At 71.3% G+C, this 14,978-nt stretch carries 17 protein-coding genes; 11 read left to right on the forward strand and 6 right to left on the reverse strand.

Features of this window, described 5'->3' with window-relative positions:
• Position 1 precedes the first annotated feature (1 nt).
• The 4 genes from ASE16_RS16950 to ASE16_RS16965 all read left to right on the forward strand — a co-directional run bounded on the left by ASE16_RS16950 (position 2) and on the right by ASE16_RS16965 (position 3,732).
• Positions 2 to 1,207 (forward strand): NAD(P)/FAD-dependent oxidoreductase, encoded by a 1,206-nt coding sequence (locus ASE16_RS16950; protein WP_055897821.1) that lies wholly within the window; start codon positions 2 to 4, stop codon positions 1,205 to 1,207.
• A 170-nt stretch (positions 1,208 to 1,377) separates the two neighbouring features.
• Positions 1,378 to 2,196: an RNA polymerase sigma-70 factor gene (locus ASE16_RS16955; RefSeq protein ID WP_414843041.1), complete on the forward strand. Its 819-nt coding sequence runs from the start codon at positions 1,378 to 1,380 to the stop codon at positions 2,194 to 2,196.
• A gap of 41 nt (positions 2,197 to 2,237) precedes the next feature.
• The gene (locus tag ASE16_RS16960) at positions 2,238 to 2,513 is read left to right on the forward strand and encodes a hypothetical protein (RefSeq protein WP_055897824.1); all 276 of its coding nucleotides are present in this window, start codon (positions 2,238 to 2,240) and stop codon (positions 2,511 to 2,513) included.
• Between the two features lie 73 nt (positions 2,514 to 2,586).
• A complete protein-coding gene (locus tag ASE16_RS16965; protein WP_055897827.1) occupies positions 2,587 to 3,732 on the forward strand; it encodes a GmrSD restriction endonuclease domain-containing protein in 1,146 nt (381 codons plus the stop codon).
• 24 nt (positions 3,733 to 3,756) lie between these two features.
• Here the strand turns inward: ASE16_RS16965 and bla are convergent, their stop codons facing one another.
• A complete protein-coding gene (gene bla / locus ASE16_RS16970) occupies positions 3,757 to 4,680 on the reverse strand; it encodes a class A beta-lactamase (RefSeq protein ID WP_055897830.1) in 924 nt (307 codons plus the stop codon).
• 87 nt (positions 4,681 to 4,767) lie between these two features.
• Between bla and ASE16_RS16975 the strand changes: the two genes are divergently transcribed.
• Positions 4,768 to 5,742: a LysR family transcriptional regulator gene (locus tag ASE16_RS16975; RefSeq protein ID WP_082581541.1), complete on the forward strand. Its 975-nt coding sequence runs from the start codon at positions 4,768 to 4,770 to the stop codon at positions 5,740 to 5,742.
• Positions 5,735 to 6,631 carry a serine hydrolase gene (locus tag ASE16_RS16980; protein WP_055897834.1) on the forward strand — a complete coding sequence of 299 codons (897 nt, stop codon included), beginning with the start codon at positions 5,735 to 5,737 and terminating at the stop codon, positions 6,629 to 6,631. The genes ASE16_RS16975 and ASE16_RS16980 overlap by 8 nt, the downstream gene beginning before the upstream one ends.
• A 125-nt stretch (positions 6,632 to 6,756) precedes the next feature.
• Here the strand turns inward: ASE16_RS16980 and ASE16_RS16985 are convergent, their stop codons facing one another.
• The 5 genes from ASE16_RS16985 to ASE16_RS17000 form a co-directional block, all read right to left on the reverse strand.
• Entirely contained in the window at positions 6,757 to 7,845 is a 1,089-nt protein-coding gene (locus ASE16_RS16985; RefSeq protein WP_055897838.1) for a S66 peptidase family protein, read from the reverse strand.
• Entirely contained in the window at positions 7,838 to 7,963 is a 126-nt protein-coding gene (locus ASE16_RS20295; protein WP_268765825.1) for a hypothetical protein, read from the reverse strand. The genes ASE16_RS16985 and ASE16_RS20295 overlap by 8 nt, the downstream gene beginning before the upstream one ends.
• 55 nt (positions 7,964 to 8,018) lie before the next feature.
• Complete coding sequence (locus ASE16_RS16990) at positions 8,019 to 9,551, reverse strand: glycosyltransferase family 39 protein (RefSeq protein WP_055897842.1); 1,533 nt, start codon at positions 9,549 to 9,551, stop codon at positions 8,019 to 8,021.
• A 99-nt stretch (positions 9,552 to 9,650) separates the two neighbouring features.
• The gene (locus ASE16_RS16995; protein WP_157480433.1) at positions 9,651 to 10,688 is read right to left on the reverse strand and encodes a sensor histidine kinase; all 1,038 of its coding nucleotides are present in this window, start codon (positions 10,686 to 10,688) and stop codon (positions 9,651 to 9,653) included.
• The gene (locus ASE16_RS17000; RefSeq protein ID WP_055897848.1) at positions 10,685 to 11,350 is read right to left on the reverse strand and encodes a response regulator transcription factor; all 666 of its coding nucleotides are present in this window, start codon (positions 11,348 to 11,350) and stop codon (positions 10,685 to 10,687) included. The genes ASE16_RS16995 and ASE16_RS17000 overlap by 4 nt, the downstream gene beginning before the upstream one ends.
• 74 nt (positions 11,351 to 11,424) lie before the next feature.
• Here ASE16_RS17000 and ASE16_RS17005 point away from each other — a divergent pair, with 74 nt between their 5' ends.
• Genes ASE16_RS17005 through ASE16_RS17020 form a run of 5 tightly spaced genes read left to right on the forward strand, consistent with a single transcriptional unit; the run spans position 11,425 to position 14,977 of the window.
• A complete protein-coding gene (locus ASE16_RS17005) occupies positions 11,425 to 12,225 on the forward strand; it encodes a hypothetical protein (RefSeq protein WP_235500554.1) in 801 nt (266 codons plus the stop codon).
• Positions 12,226 to 12,274: 49 nt separating this feature from the next.
• On the forward strand, positions 12,275 to 13,645 hold the full coding sequence (locus ASE16_RS17010; RefSeq protein ID WP_055897852.1) for a ferric reductase-like transmembrane domain-containing protein: 1,371 nt from the start codon (positions 12,275 to 12,277) through the stop codon (positions 13,643 to 13,645).
• On the forward strand, positions 13,642 to 14,184 hold the full coding sequence (locus tag ASE16_RS17015; protein WP_055897855.1) for an FMN-binding protein: 543 nt from the start codon (positions 13,642 to 13,644) through the stop codon (positions 14,182 to 14,184). The genes ASE16_RS17010 and ASE16_RS17015 overlap by 4 nt, the downstream gene beginning before the upstream one ends.
• Entirely contained in the window at positions 14,181 to 14,543 is a 363-nt protein-coding gene (locus ASE16_RS20170; RefSeq protein ID WP_235500555.1) for an FAD:protein FMN transferase, read from the forward strand. Before ASE16_RS17015 ends, ASE16_RS20170 begins: the two co-directional genes overlap by 4 nt.
• Positions 14,471 to 14,977 (forward strand): FAD:protein FMN transferase, encoded by a 507-nt coding sequence (locus ASE16_RS17020; protein ID WP_235500556.1) that lies wholly within the window; start codon positions 14,471 to 14,473, stop codon positions 14,975 to 14,977. The genes ASE16_RS20170 and ASE16_RS17020 overlap by 73 nt, the downstream gene beginning before the upstream one ends.
• The last annotated feature ends 1 nt before the right edge of the window (position 14,978 follow it).

Here is a 14,978-nt window from a genome sequence, read left to right on the forward strand (position 1 = left end):
CATGACCACCCAGCACCAGGTCGTCGTCATCGGCGGAGGATACGCCGGTGTGACCGCCGCCAACCGCCTGACGAAGCGCGACGATGTCGCCGTGACGCTCGTGAACGCGCAGCCGATGTTCGTGGAGCGCATCCGGCTGCACCAGCTCGTCGGCGGCTCCGACGACGCCGTCGTCGACTTCGGGAAGGTGCTCGCCGACCGCATCCGCCTCGTGGTGGACACGGTCGACCGCATCGACGCAGCCCGGCGGACAGTGATCCTCGCGTCCGGCGGCAGCATCGCATACGACCACCTCGTCTACGCGGCGGGAAGCGGCCGCGGCGACCTCGGGGTGACCGGCGCCGCCGAGCACGCGCTGCCGATCGCCGAGTTCGCGGATGCGGAGCGGCTACGGGATGCGCTCGCCGCGGCAGATCCGGCGGCTCCGGTGAGCGTCGTGGGCGCCGGCCCGGCCGGCATCGAGACCGCAGCGGAGCTCGCCGAGCAGGGCCGTGACGTCGTGCTGTTCTGCGCCGGTCAGCTCGGCCCGTCGCTGCACCAGCGCGCTCGCCGGGTGGTCGCACGCCGCCTGGCCGCCATCGGCGTGCGGATCGAGGACGGCCCAGGCTCGCGGGTGACCGCTGTGACTCCGGATGCGGTCGAGCTGTCAGACGGTCGCCGCATCCCGAGCGCGGTGACGATCTGGGCGACCGGCTTCGGCGTGCCCGACCTCGCGCGCCGCAGCGGCCTGACGACCGACGCGATCGGTCGCCTGGTCACGGACGAGACACTGACGAGCGTGGACGACGACAGGATCGTGGCGGCGGGCGACTCTGCCGCTCCGTCCGACGTTCCGGTGCGGATGAGCTGCCAGGCGGCGGGCCCGCTCGGCGGTCACGCGGCCGACACGGTGCTGCGCAGGATCGCGGGAGAGCAGCCGACGCCGTTCTCCCTCGGCTTCGTCGGCCTCTGCCTGAGCCTCGGACGCGACAGCGGGATCTTCCAGTTCGAGCACAGGGACGACACCGCGACGCGCGCGTTCATCTCCGGCCGCGCGGGCGCGAAGGTGAAGGCGCTGGTGTGCTGGGGAACGGTCGAGCAGCTCACGCTCGAAGCGCGGCACCCGGGAGCGACCAGGCTGCCGGCGGCCTTCGGCGATCGGGACCGCCGCCGTATGCTCGCAGAGTCGGACACGCTGGCGGTGGCCGGACGAGGGGAGCGGAAGTGAGCGGGGATGCACGTGGGGACGAGCCGGGCGTTGCGCGGGGGGACGAGCCGCGCGGCGAGCTGACTGACGAGCTCGCGGACGAGCAGGCAGACGAGGGAGACGCCGCCTCCGAGGACGCGACGGAGTTCTTCGTCGCGCACCGCAACCTCCTGTTCACGGTCGCTTACGAAATGCTCGGCTCCGCGGCCGACGCGGAGGACGTGCTGCAGGAGACCTGGCTGCGCTGGGTTCGCGTCGACCGGTCGAAGGTCCAGAACGAGCGCGCATACCTGGTGAGGATCGCGACCAGGCTGGCGCTCAACCGGCTGCGTTCCGTGCAGCGTCGCCGCGAGGCGTATGTCGGCCCGTGGCTGCCAGAGCCGCTGCTGACCGCGCCGGACGTCGCTGAGGACGCCGAGCTCGCGGAGAGCGTCTCGATGGCGCTGATGGTGGTGCTGGAGACCCTCGGCCCGACCGAGCGCGTGGTGTTCGTGCTGCGCGAGGTGTTCGGATTCAGCTTCGACGAGATCGCGGCCGCCGTCGACAGGGCTCCGGCCACGGTGCGGCAGATCGCCCACCGCGCCCGCGGCCACGTCGAGGCCAGGCGTCCGCGCGTCCCGGTGTCGGCCGCGGAGGCGCGGGCCGCGCTTGAGGCGTTCCGTGTCGCCGTGGAGACCGGGAACACGGAAGCGGTGCTGTCCGTGCTCGCGCCAGACGTCGTGCTCGTCAGCGACGGAGGTGGTCTGAAACAGGCGGCACTCCGCCCGATCGTCGGCGCGGACAAGGTGGCGCGCTTCATCGCCGGCGGCATCCGCAAGACGGGCGCGACGGTCACCGGCGCTCCGACCACGGTCAACGGCAACCCTGCCCTGGTCCTCAGCGTCGACGGCGTGATGGACGGCGTCCTCGCCGCCCAGGTCGCTGACGGCCGCATCGTCGGCCTCTACTTCGTCCGCAACCCGCAGAAGCTCACCAGGGTCACGGAGGAGACGCCGCTGTCGCGCCGGTGAGGGTGGATGCGCGTGCGGCGTTGCCTCGGTACTCTGGGCCGATGCGGGGGATCGTGGTGTGGGCGCTGCTCACTGTTGCTGTCGTGCTGGTCGTGATCGGCGGAGCCGTGCTGCTGTTCGTGCCGGCCACGTTCGGCTGGACCGCGTACTCGCCGCTGTCGTCCAGCACGTTCAGCGGCATGTACCCGCTGACCGAGGAGCGTGCGATCGGCGCGACCTGCGCGATCGTCGGTCTGCTGATCGGCGCCGGCCTGGTCGGCTGGGGGATCGGGCGCCGGTCGGCGTCGCGCCCCGGTCAGGATGACGAGCAACCCTGACCCACTGAAATCCAATGTATGCGCCCTGGTCTGGGGGCGCGGAGTCAGTGGATTTCCTGAAAGACTGCTGTTCGTGTCTGCTTCGCGCCCCACCCTGCAATCGTCCGCCGAGAGCAGCGGAGAGCGGGCAGGCCGGCCGGCGCACCACGATCGCCGGGAGAGCCTGCGACGGCGAGCAGCGGCCGTCGTCGTCGCCGCGGGGCTGATCGCGGCCCTCGCCGCCTGCGGGGCGACCGCCGCAACGCCCCAGAGCAACGGAGCGGCGCGCAGCTCCACGCCGACCCCCGCCGTCACCCCCGAGCCGGATGCGCCCGATCTGGTCTCCGCGCCGGTCGACGCCGCATCCGTCGTCGCCTCGGCCACGCAGACCACCGCGACCGCCCTCCTGGAGACGCTGCCGGTCAAGGGACGCGCGCCCAAGACCGGCTACGACCGCACGGGCGAGTTCGGCGCGGCGTGGCTCGACGTCGACCGCAACGGATGCGACACGCGCAACGACATCCTCGGCCGCGACCTCCACCCGGCGACGGTGAGCGGCGGCTGCCGGGTGGTGTCGGGGACGCTGCTGGACGCGTATACGGGAAAGACGATCCCGTTCACCCGCGGGAACACCACATCGCTGGCCGTGCAGATCGACCACGTCGTCCCGCTGCTGAACGCGTGGGAGACCGGCGCCCAGAACCTGACGCAGGCACAGCGGATCAGTCTGGCGAACGACCCCCTGAACCTGATCGCGGTCGGAGCCGCCGTCAACGCCCAGAAGAGCGCGGGCGACGCAGCCACGTGGGTGCCGCCGAAGAAGGACTTCCGGTGCGCGTACGTCGCCCGCCAGGTGTCGGTGAAGGCCACATACGGACTGTGGGTGACGAAGGCCGAGCACGACGCCATCGCCCGCGTGCTCTCCGGATGCGCGGACCAGCAGGCACCCGTGTCGCCGTTCGCACCGCTTCCCGTTCCGCAGCCGGAGTCGACGGCCGAATCGGTGAACGCCGACCCTGCGCCGCCCGCACCCGCTGCGCCTGCGCCGGCTCCGCCTGCGCCGGCTCCGCCAGCCCCCGGCCCGCCCGCTCCGCCAGCCCCGGCTCCGCCCGCGCCCGCCGACGCCTTCTACCCCAATTGCGCAGCAGCACGGGCGGCAGGCGTCGCGCCCATCCACGTCGGCGAGCCCGGCTACTCGCGCAAGCTCGACCGTGACGGGGACGGCGTCGCCTGCGAGTAGCCGGTCAGCACCGTCCGCGCGCCCCTACCGGCGAAGCGCAGCCACGGCTATCTTCGTCGCCTCGGCGAGCAGAGCGTTGTCCGGCGTCGCGTCCGGCGCGTCCTTCCTCGTCAGCACCACCACGACGATCGGCGCCCGCCCTGCCGGGTACACCACGGCGATGTCGTCGCGCACGCCGTACTCGCCCGTTCCGGTCTTGTCGGCGACCGGCCAGGCGGGGTCGACGCCTGCGCGGATGGTGTCGTCGCCCGTCGTGTTGTCGAGCATCGTGTTCCGCAGCAGTGTGCGGTCGGCGGTCTCGAGGGTCTTCCCCAGCACCACCGAGCGCAGGTCGGTGGCGAACTGGGCGGCCGTCGTCGTGTCGCGGGGGTCGCCGGGGATCGCCGCGTTGAGGTCGGGTTCGACGCGGTCGACGTTCGTGACGCGGTCGCCGATCCCGCGCATCCACTGTTCCACCGCATCCGGGCCGCCGAGACGGGCGACGAGCAGGTTGGCCGCCGTGTTGTCGCTGAAGCGGAGCATGGCGTCGATGAGCTCGCGCACGGTCATGCCGGTGTCGACGAAGCGGCTCGTGATCGGGGCGTAGTCGAGGAGGTCTGCTTGCGTGTAGTGGATGACGGTATCGAGGTCGGCCGTCGTCGCGCGCTGCAGGGTGGCGGCGGCGATGAACGTCTTGTTCGACGACGCGAACGGGAAGCGCTCGTCCGCCCGGAAGCCGACGGTGCGCCCGCTGCCGGTGTCGATCGCGGTGACCCCGAGGGCCGCTGCGTGGCTGCGCTCGAGAGCGGCGAACGCCCGCGTCGTGGCCTCGGAGGTACCGGAGGTGGACGAGACAGCGGCCGTCGGCGCAAGGGCGGTCGGCGAGGCCACCTGACATCCGGTGACCGCGGTGGAGACCGCGACGGACACCACCGCGGCGCGGAGGACGAATCGTGTGCGAGAGTTCATCCCCTCACCCTCGCCTGTCCGACTCATCCCGTCGAAGACCGGATCGCGCCGACCCATGCTGATCGGGCATGAGCGTAGGCTGCTGCGGTGGACCTGATCGCGGCTTTCCGGGTGCTCGTCGAACTCGACGAGCGCGGCACGGTCACGCGCGCGGCCGCTGCCCTGGATGTGGCGCAGTCCGTCGCGAGCCGCCGCATCCTTGCGCTCGAGCGGCACTTCGGCGCGCCGCTCCTCGAACGGAACGCGCGCCGCGCGGTCCTCACGGCGTTCGGCCGCGACCTCGTGCCGTCCGCGCGCAGGCTGGTCCGCCTGGCCGACGAGGTGGAGCTCGACGCCGAACGCGCGCGGCTCCGCCCTGTGACGGTCGCGGTGCCGACCGGATGCCCGACCAGGGATCTCGCGGTCGCCGATGCGGCAGGTCGCGCTGTCGGCCTGCGGCTGGAGTTCCGCACGGCGCCTCCTCTCCGGCGCGCCGAGCTGGCAACGACCCTCGCGGTGCGGGTCGCGGTGCTCGCTGTGCCGGCGGATGAGGCGGCCTGGATCGCGGAGCTCGGCGCCGCGGGGCGCCGCCCGTCCGATCGCCCGCTCCGGCTGGACGGGCTGCGCACGTCCCGCGGCGCCAGCGCGCGACGGGATGGTGACGCTGGCTCACGCATCCGGATCGGGCCGGAGGACGACCTCCCGCACGTCCGGGACCTGCTCACCCGCGCCGGTTACGCCGCCGGACTCCTGCCAGGGCAGCTCCCGGTGGATGCGTCGATCACGTCCGCCCTCGCCGCGGTGCTCGCCGACGGGGATCTGCTGCTCTGCACCAGAGCGGAGGCGGACGACCTCGGGCTGCACTGGCGGCCCTTCGCCGGGCTCGACATCGCCCGCGGTTACGCCCTCGCCGGGGACAGCGCGCACGACGTGGACGTGGTGCGCGCGGCGGTAGCGGATGAGCTCGCGGCGGCGCTCGGTGCGGTGGATGCGCTGCGACCGCCCGCGGTGCGGGCGCTCGGGGTGCGATCGCCTGCGGTGCGACCGCCTGCGGTGCGACCGCCCGGAGACCCGCATGCCTGACCAGCGCCTCCTCTCCGACATCCGTGCCGGCCTAGCCGGCGCCGGGCTCCGCGCATCCATCGTCGTCCGCGACATCGACTCCGGCCGCGAGGTCGCCATCGACGCGGACGTTCCTACGCCGGCCGCGTCGCTCGCGAAAGTCCCGATCGCCCTCTCGGTCCTGCTCAGAATCGCCGACGGAAGACTCGACGGCGCCTTCCCCGTGATGGTGCCGCCCGGCGATCCTGCGGAGGGCACGCCTGGCACGGGCAGGTTCCGTCACCCGTCGACCGTCGCCGTGGACGATCTCGTGTCGCTCGCGATCACCATCAGCGACAACGGTGCAGCGGACGCTCTGCTCGGCATCGTCCCCGCCGCAGCGGTGATGGCCGACCTGGACAGGCTCGGCATCAGGGGGGTCGCCGTCCGGCACCCGTTCGCCGACCTGTCAGACACACCGCTCGAACGCCTCGGGCCGGACGACGCCCACCTCGCCCACACGCTCGCGATCCGCGGAAGCACCCCGGCGAACGGCCATCCGGTGCGGCAGCTCGACGTTGCCAGGACGAACACTGTCACCGCGAGTGGCTTCGCCGACCTCCTGGAGGCGATCTGGCGCGAGCGGGGCATCCCGTCCGCTGCCGCCGAGCGACTCCGCGAGCACCTGCACGGCAACACCGCGCGCCACCGCCTCGCTCCCGACCTCGCCTCCGACGACGCCCGCTGGGCATCCAAGACGGGAACGCTGCTCAACCTGCGGCATGAGGCGGGGGTGCTCGAGCACGCGGACGGTTCCCGCTTCGCGATCGTCGCGCTCAGCGCATCCACTGTCCCCGCAACCACGCAGCCGGCGGCGGAGGCGGCACTGGGCGCGGCGGTGCGGGAGCTGCACGCCCGCCTGCGGGGGTGAGCGGTGAGGCGTGGCGCTGCAATCTGTACTTCGCAAAGACCGCCCTGGCGTCCGCGGAAGAACTTTATGCAGCCAGGGCGTAGCCGATCGCGCCTGACCGGACGGCCATCGCCGTCACCACGAGCTCATCGCCCGCTCACCACGCCCCCGACCCCCGAGTAGTCCGCCACGATCCGTCTCGTCACGCCGTCGACCTCCATCAGCCCGCCGTACGGCAGGATCCACTGGGGCCGCGTGTGGCCGAACGGCACGCCGGTGCAGACGACCGCATCCGGGTTGTATCGCAGCACCTCGGAGATCACCGTCGCGCTCTGCTCCGCCCGGTACGCCGTTCGGTCGGGCGCGGACGGAATGTTCCCGAACTCGCTCGCCGGGGGCCGCGCCAGCAGCACAGCAGAGACGGCCTCGAGCACTCCGCGCTCGCCGAGGGCGCGCACCCAGCGCATGACCACCCGAGCCGGCGGCACCTCCTCGCTCGTCTCCAGCAGCAGGATGCCCCCGCGCAGCGCCTGCACCGGCGGCAGCCGGTCGGCGACCGCGAGCTGGTCCACTACTTCGATGCAGCCGCCCCAGGTCGGACCGACCACGCGCTTCTCCGCTCCCGCCCACACCCACGGCTCCGTCGCCTCGCGGTCGCCGTGCTCGGTCAGGGCGAGCGGGGAGCGCCAGTCGATCCCGAAGTCCTCGGAGACGCCGGGGTCGGTCACGTCGAGCCGTCCGCCGTCGAGGAGCGCGGCCAGCAGCGCGGCCAGGTGGATGTCGTCGATGCCGGGTCCTGCGCCCAGCTGCACCTGGGTCGAACCGCCGTAGTACGCCGCGATCCCGAGGTTCCAGAGCCAGTTGAGGATGTTCGTGTTGTCGCTGTACCCGAGGAAGATCGTCGGGTTCGCGACAGCGGCGGCCGCGTCGAGGTGGGGGATCACCGTGATCTGGTCGTCGCCTCCAATGGTCGCCAGAATCGCGCGGATGGCCGGGTCGGCGAAAGCGGCGTTGAGGTCGGCAGCGCGCGCTTCGGGAGAGGCATCGAGCAGCCGTGTCGTCGAGAACTCGACGGGAACGAGCCCGGTGGCCTCCGCGAGTCTCCGCATCGCCTGCTCGTGCACCTCCGGCGCGAACCCCGGTGCGGCGAACGACGGCGAGAGCACGGCGACCCGGTCGCCCGGCCGGAGCTTGGGCGGCGAGATCAGCGGCGAGGGAGCCAGGCGATCAGCCATGCCGACGCACCCCGTCAAGTTCGTCCAGCGCCGGCCGCTCCGCCGTCGCTCCGCCGATGGCGCCCGTGCCGCCGAGGATCACCGCGCGCATCCGCATCCCCCCTGTGATGGTGTCCACTGCAATCTACCGGCAGTGGATGCGCTACCGGCAGTGGATGCTCGGCGCGCTTCGGTCAGCGCTCCAGCTCGATCACCAGTTCCGAGTGCGTGGCTATCCGCAGCCCGGTCTGCACGAACCCCTCGCGTTCCAGCGGCACCAGCCCCCAGCTGTCGGGCGTCGCCGGGGTCTCCGCGTATTCGATCAGCCACACGCGCTCGATCCCGGCGAGGCGGTCGCGGGAGTCGGCCTGGTCGACGGTGTACGCGGTGTCGTGCCAGGTGTAGTTCTGCTGGAACGGCACCTCGAGCGTGACGTCCACCAGCCCGGTGAACCCGGCGGGGTAGGTGTGCATGGCCAGCCGGGGCCGCCGGGAGGGGCGGGCGCCCTCGTCGAAGATCACGCCGTCCCCCGGATGCGCGTGGGCGCCGATCACCGCGCTGAGCTCCGCCCAGTCGCTGTCGTTCTTGGCGTACGGCGTGCGCTGCCCGACGTAGACAGGGACGATCAGGGCCAGCAGCACCGCCCCGGCCGCGATGCCCGCCCAGGCGCGCAGCGTGAACAGCGTCCGGAGCCCGTACGCCACCAGGATCGCGGCGGCCGGAGCGCAGAACGAGACGTAGCGGGCGGTGAAATCGGGGATCACGGTGTGCGCGGCGACGAGCACCCCGGTCGGCACGACCAGCCAGGCGACCCCGACCGCGATCGGCGTCGGCGTGGTCCCGGTCACCATCCAGGAGTTGCGCACGCCGGCGCGCGTCCGCATCCACCACGGGATGCACACAGCGGCCAGCATGAGCGCCCAGGCCGCAGCGGCCACCCACCAGGAGCTGAACCAGAGCGAGCTGAACAGGATCTGGAACGATGCCTGATCCGTCTGGGTCAGGTAGGAGATCTGGTGGTGCTCGAGGAGCCCGACGACACCGAGAGGCAGCGCGGCGACCGCGGCTCCGGCGACCGCGGCCGCCCAGCCGATCAGGGTCGCCCTCCGCACGCGCACCGTAGCGAGGATGATCGCGTGCACCAGGACGAACAGGGCGACGTAGAGGAACACGTAGGTGCCGACCGCGAGGATCGCACCGTATGCGAACCACCAGCGGCGGCCCACCTCCCGCCTGTGCAGGATCTCGACGAGCAGCACAGTCAGCCAGGCGGCAGCGGCGGCGCTGAACGCGAACGAGCGGGCTTCCTCGCCCATGTACGTGACGCGAGGCAGGATCATGCAGACCGCTCCGGCGACGATCGCCATCCGGCGTCCGTCCAGTCGCCAGATCAGCACCACCACCGCGGCAGTCGTCAGTCCGACGGCTACCGCGCTGGGGAAGCGCAGCACGAACGGGGAGGTGCCGAAGAGGTGCACCCACACGTGCAGGCCCAGATAGTACGCGCCGTGCACGGCGTCCACGTGGCCGAGCATCGACGCCAGAGACGGCAGGGAACGCTGGGCGGACATGAGGCTGGCAGCTTCGTCGCCCCACAGCGACGGGATCCACGAGCCGGCAGCGGAGAGCAGAGTCGCCAGGAGCCCGGCGACGGTCGCGACGAACCAGCGGGCGTCGGAGAGCGGCCGGACACGGGTCGGCGCTGGACGCGTCGCGACGAATGCCACCGGGTGACCTCCCCTCTCACAGGCGAACCCACGCAGGGCGGACTGTTCCCCCCAGCCCATCCTGTTGTGTCTCAGAATCCTCCAAGACAGCGCGACACGCTAGGAACCTGAGCGGATCGGCAGGCTGGGCAGGCTCAACCTGAGCACCGTCCCGTCGCCGCCGGTCGCCGCCACGTCGACGCTCCCTCCCGCACGCGCTGCGAGGTCGCGGACCAGGGCGAGGCCGATTCCGAAGCTCGGGCGAGTACTGCTCGCAGAACGGGATGCGGCACCACCGTCGCCCGTCGCGGTCCTGGGCGCCCGCGCGAACCGGTCGAAGATCCGTCGGGGGTCGATCCCCTGGATGCCGCCGCCCTGGTCGGTCACCGTCAGCAGCACCGTCCGTCCCTGCACGCGCACCGCGACCGTGATCGTCGACCCGTCCGGCGAGTGGGCGATGGCGTTGTCCACCAGCGCGGTGATGCAGCGCTGCAGGCTCGCAGCAGGCATCGCGACCTGCGGGTCCTGCTCGGTGTCCGAATCCACCTGCACCAGGATGCCGTGCGGCTCGGCGAGCACGCGCATCGCGTCGACGGCCCTGCCGACGGCGGCGAGGACGCGGGTCGGGCCAGCCGGCGCATCCTGGACGGGCTCCGCGGCGAGCAGCAGGTCGTTCACGATGTCGATCAGGGCGCGCGTGTCCGTGCGCAGCTCTGCGACGATCGGCGAGGACGGGTCGTCGGCTGCGAGGGCGCGCTGCAGGATCTGCAGGCGCGCGTCGAGCACGGCCAGCGGAGTGCGCAGCTCGTGACTCGCGTCCTGCACGAACGTCCGCTGCATCCGCAGCGCCCTTCCGAGCGGCTCGACGGCGCGGCGCGTGATGATGAGGCTGGCGAGCCCTGCCACCGCGACCGCGAGCACACCGACCACGACGAACGCGACCATCGCCTCTGTGGTGTCGATGTAGATCTTGTGCTCGCCGGGCCGCGGCTTCTCCGCGAGCTCTGCAGGCCGGAGCTGGTCGAGGACGAAGAAGAACGCCACTCCGATCGCGGCGATGACCAGCGCGCCGGAGGCGATGGTGATCTGCAGGCCGACCACCCTGGATGCACGACGGACGGCCGTCGCATCCACATCGTTCTCTGCGCGGCGCGTCACGGCCGCCCCAGCCGGTAACCCTCGCCGCGCACCGTGCTGATCAGGTCTTTGTCCGTCTTGCGTCGCACGTAGTGCACGTAGGTGTCGACCGTCCCCGGCTGCTCGTCGCTCTCGAACACTTCGCTCAGGATCTGGCGGCGGGTGAACGTGCGCAGCGGGTTCTCCGCGAGGAGCCGCAGCAGCGCGTTCTCCCGCACGGTCAGCTGGATGCGCCCGTCGTACGGCGAGTAGATGCAGCGGCTCTCCGGGTAGAACTGCCACTCGCCCACCGGCAGCGACGGACCCTCGCCGGTGAAGGTCCGCGTGATCGCGCGGAGCCTGGCGAGCAGCTCGTCGAACTCGAACGGCTTCACCAGGTAGTCGTTCGCGCCCGCATCCAGACCGTCGACTCTGTCGCCGAGGCTGCCGAGCGCCGTCAGCATCAGGATGGGCGTGACGACCCGGCGGGCGCGCAGCGTCTCCACGATGGTCGCCCCGTCCAGCCCGGGGAGTCTGCGGTCGACCACGATCGCGTCGAAGCTCCCCTCCAGACCGACGCGAAGCCCGTCGTCGCCATCGGCGACCAGCGTGACATCGTAGGTCTCCGCGAGCACCTGCTCGATCAGCGGGCCGAGCTGCTGGTCGTCCTCCACCAGCAGCAGGCGTTGTCTTTCCCGGTCCATGATCGCTCACCATACTGCCCGGCCAGTGGATGCGCCTTAGCGCTTTCTTGGAACCGACTCGGCAGAGTGTGCTGGTGCTGCGCAACAAAGTCCCAGAGGTGACCGCCCTGTTCTGGGTGGCGAAAGTGCTGACCACGGCGATGGGGGAGACCACCTCCGACTTCCTGGTGCACCAGATCGATCCGCCCGTGGCGGTGGCATGCGCCGCGCTGGTGCTCGCTGTCGCCCTCGTGCTGCAGTTCGCCGTTCGCAGGTACATCTCCTGGGTCTACTGGTTCGCCGTGCTGATGGTGGCGGTGTTCGGGACGATGGTCGCCGACGTCATCCACGTGCAGTTCGGCGTGACGTACCTGGTCTCCACGACGGCGTTCCTGGTGATCCTGGCCGCGGTGTTCGCACTCTGGTACGGCACGCAGCGCACCCTGTCCGTGCACACGATCGACACCAGGCCGCGCGAGTTCTTCTACTGGGCGGCGGTGATGACCACGTTCGCGCTCGGCACGGCGGTCGGCGACCTCACCGCGGTCACCTTCGGTCTCGGCTACCTGGCGTCCGGCCTGGTGTTCCTGGTGCTGTTCGCCCTCCCCGGCGCCGCATACCGGTGGTGGGGCCTCGGCGGCACGGCCGCGTTCTGGATGTCGTACGTGCTCACCCGGCCGTTCGGCGCATCCATCTCGGACTGGCTGGCCGTGTCGCACGCGCGCCACGGGCTGGGCTTCGGAACGGGGCAGGTGAGCCTCGTGCTGTTCGCTGCGATCGTGATCGTCGTCGCGTTCAGCGGGTCGCGCGGGACGCGCGGGTCGCGCCGGAAGCAGCAGGGGCTGCGTGCTGGGCAAACCCATAGGAAGGCCTCAGCCCCTCCCCAGCCGGAGTAAGAATCGCGCAAGAATCACCAGCGATCGTTGATGTCATGGAGATCAGACCATGACAGCGATCGCGACACCGCGCAGAGTCGCAGCGCGCGCAGCCGGCCACGCGGCCAGGCGGCGGCGTTCCCTCACCGTCCGCATCGTGCTGGCGGCCGGTCTCGTCGGGGTGCTGTGGATGTGGTGGGCCACCGTGCCTGCCACGTTCACCACCACCCCGGCCAGCGTCGCGACCACCGTCGGCGAGCTGAGCGGGATGCTCGGCGCCTACCTCGTCTGCGCCCAGGTGCTCCTGATCGCCAGGGTGCCGTGGTTCGAGCGGGCGGTCGGGCTCGACCGGCTGGTGTCCTGGCACCGCTCGCTCGGCGCATCCGTGGTCTTCCTGGTGATCACGCACGTCGTCTTCATGGTCATCGGAGGCGAACTGCTCGACAAGGCGATGCCGTGGGACGAGTTCGTCTCGATGCTGCAGAGCTACCCGGACATGCTGACCGCGCTCATCGGCACCATCGCGTTCCTCGTTGTCGGGCTGAGCAGTGCCAGGTGGATCCGTTCGAAGCTGTCGTACGAGGTCTGGTACTGGCTGCACGTCACCACGTACGTCGCGATCTTCCTCACCTTCTTCCACCAGCTCAGCGGCGGGGTGCACTTCGTCGGGGAGCCGGTCAACCGCATCCTGTGGATCGCGCTGTACCTCGGGACGGCCGCAGCCGTGCTCACCTGGCGTTTCGTGCTCCCGACGATGGATGCGTGGCGTCACCGGATGCGCGTCGAAGCGGTCATCCAGGAGGCGGAGGGTGTGTCGAGCGTCTGGCTCAGCGGTCACCGGCTGGGCGACCTCGGCGTCCGCGGAGGCAACTTCATGAACTTCCGCTTCCTGGCCTGGGGGCACCTGCTCACGGCGCACCCGTACTCGGTGTCCCGCCTGCCGTCCGACGGCTACCTGCGCATCACGGTCGGCGCTCTCGGCGACCACTCGACCAGGCTGGCCGGCCTGAAGAAGGGCACGCTCGTCTTCGCGGAGGGACCGTTCGGTCACTTCACCGCCGACAGGGCGAGCAGGTCGCGCATCCTGCTGATCGCGGGAGGAGCGGGCATCGGGCCGATCCGGGCGCTCGCAGAGGAGTTGGTCGACCGCGGCGCGCAGCCCGTCGTCCTGTACCGCGCGCACTCGACGGCTCACCTCGCTCTGCTCGCCGAACTGCAGGCCATGCGCGGCGTGACCGTGGTGCCGGCGCCCGGCAGGCGTAGCGAGCTCGGCTACGACCCGCTCGATGTGCCTGCGATGCAGAACTTCATCCCCGCTCTGCGCGACTGGGAGGCCTTCATCTGCGGCCCCGAGGGCATGGCGGACAGGGCGGAACTGACCCTCCGAGAGCTCGGGATGCCCGGGCGCTTCATCCACCGAGAAGAACTGAGCATGTCATGAGTCAGAAGAAGTGGCGCGGGACGATCCTGTTCACGGTGATCGTCGTGGTGATGGGCGGGACCATCGGCCTGAAGCTGTACGGCATCGGCGAGCAGGGCACGGCGACGACGGCGGCCGTCGCCGGGACGACGAGCTCGGGGACGGGGTCGACGGGCTCCGGAACGGGGTCGACCGGCACGACCGGTTCGACGTCCACCGGCACGGGTTCGTCCGCCTCCACCCCCAGCCCGTCTGCGACGTCGACCCCGTCGACAGCGACGGCGTCGGCCACCAAGGTCATCACGGGGAGCACGGTCGACACCCGCTACGGTCCCATCCAGCTCCAGGTGACGTTCTCCGGTTCGACCATCACGGCGATCACCGCGTTGCAGACCCCGAACCAGGACAGGCGAAGCGTCTCGATCAACGAGCAGGCGGTGCCGATGCTCACCCAGGAGGCGATGTCGTCGCAGTCCGCGAAGATCGACACGATCTCTGGCGCGACGTACACCTCGGAGGGCTACATCCAGTCGCTCCAGTCGGCGATCGACCAACTGTGAGGTTCGTCGAGACCGTCATGGGCATCCCGATGTCCATCGACATCCGGGATGCGGGCGACCACTCCGACGCGGCAGCGCGCGCCTTCGCCGTGCTGCGCGAGGCGGATGCGCGGTTCAGCGTCTACCGGCCGGACAGCGAGGTGAGCGCTGCCAACCGCGGTGAGCTCGGCCCTGCCGCGTTCAGTGCGGACCTGGCCGAGACGATCGCGCTGGGCGAGGAGCAGAGCGGGCGTCGGGTGGCGCGTTCCGCATCCACAGGCCGGACGGGACGCTCGATCTGGACGGCGTGGTCAAGGGCTGGGCGGCCGCGCGGGCGGCCGGGGAGGTGCGTGCGGGCGGGGTGCGCCGGTTCTGCCTGAACGCGGGTGGCGACGTGGTGGTCGGGGACGGCCCTGGCGGTGTCGGTTCTCAGGGTGACGGGCAAGGCGGTGACGGGGAAGGCGTGGCGGCGGTGGAAGCGTGGAACGTCGGGGTCCGCACCCCCACCGATCCCGCCGCGATGCTCGCGGTGCTGTCGGTGAGCAACGCCGCCGTCGCGACCTCCGGCGCGTACGAGCGCGGCGCCCACATCGTGGACGGCCGCACCGGCGCGCCGGCGACCGGCCTGCTCAGTGCGACGGTGATCGCCGACGACCTCACCACCGCCGACATCCTCGCGACAGCCGTCTTCGCCCTCGGCCCTGCCGGGATCGACTGGGCTGTGCTGCGCGGTGCTCGCGGCGTGCTGGCCCTCACCGACGCCGGGGAACTGCTCGGGGCCGGTGTCATCGACTTCGCGCATCCACTGGCGTGAA

This window comes from Leifsonia sp. Root227, assembly GCF_001428745.1.
Classification (GTDB): Bacteria; Actinomycetota; Actinomycetes; order Actinomycetales; family Microbacteriaceae; genus Leifsonia.

Bases quoted from the DNA above. Each gene is read 5' to 3' on its own strand.
- ASE16_RS16950 (WP_055897821.1), top strand. From the start codon at position 2: ATGACCACCCAGCACCAGGTCGTCGTCATCGGCGGAGGATACGCCGGT.
- ASE16_RS16955 (WP_414843041.1), top strand. From the start codon at position 1,378: ATGCTCGGCTCCGCGGCCGACGCGGAGGACGTGCTGCAGGAGACCTGG.
- ASE16_RS16960 (WP_055897824.1), top strand. From the start codon at position 2,238: ATGCGGGGGATCGTGGTGTGGGCGCTGCTCACTGTTGCTGTCGTGCTG.
- bla (WP_055897830.1), bottom strand. From the start codon at position 4,680: ATGAACTCTCGCACACGATTCGTCCTCCGCGCCGCGGTGGTGTCCGTC.
- ASE16_RS16980 (WP_055897834.1), top strand. From the start codon at position 5,735: ATGCCTGACCAGCGCCTCCTCTCCGACATCCGTGCCGGCCTAGCCGGC.
- ASE16_RS16985 (WP_055897838.1), bottom strand. From the start codon at position 7,845: ATGGCTGATCGCCTGGCTCCCTCGCCGCTGATCTCGCCGCCCAAGCTC.
- ASE16_RS17000 (WP_055897848.1), bottom strand. From the start codon at position 11,350: ATGGACCGGGAAAGACAACGCCTGCTGCTGGTGGAGGACGACCAGCAG.
- ASE16_RS17010 (WP_055897852.1), top strand. From the start codon at position 12,275: ATGACAGCGATCGCGACACCGCGCAGAGTCGCAGCGCGCGCAGCCGGC.
- ASE16_RS17015 (WP_055897855.1), top strand. From the start codon at position 13,642: ATGAGTCAGAAGAAGTGGCGCGGGACGATCCTGTTCACGGTGATCGTC.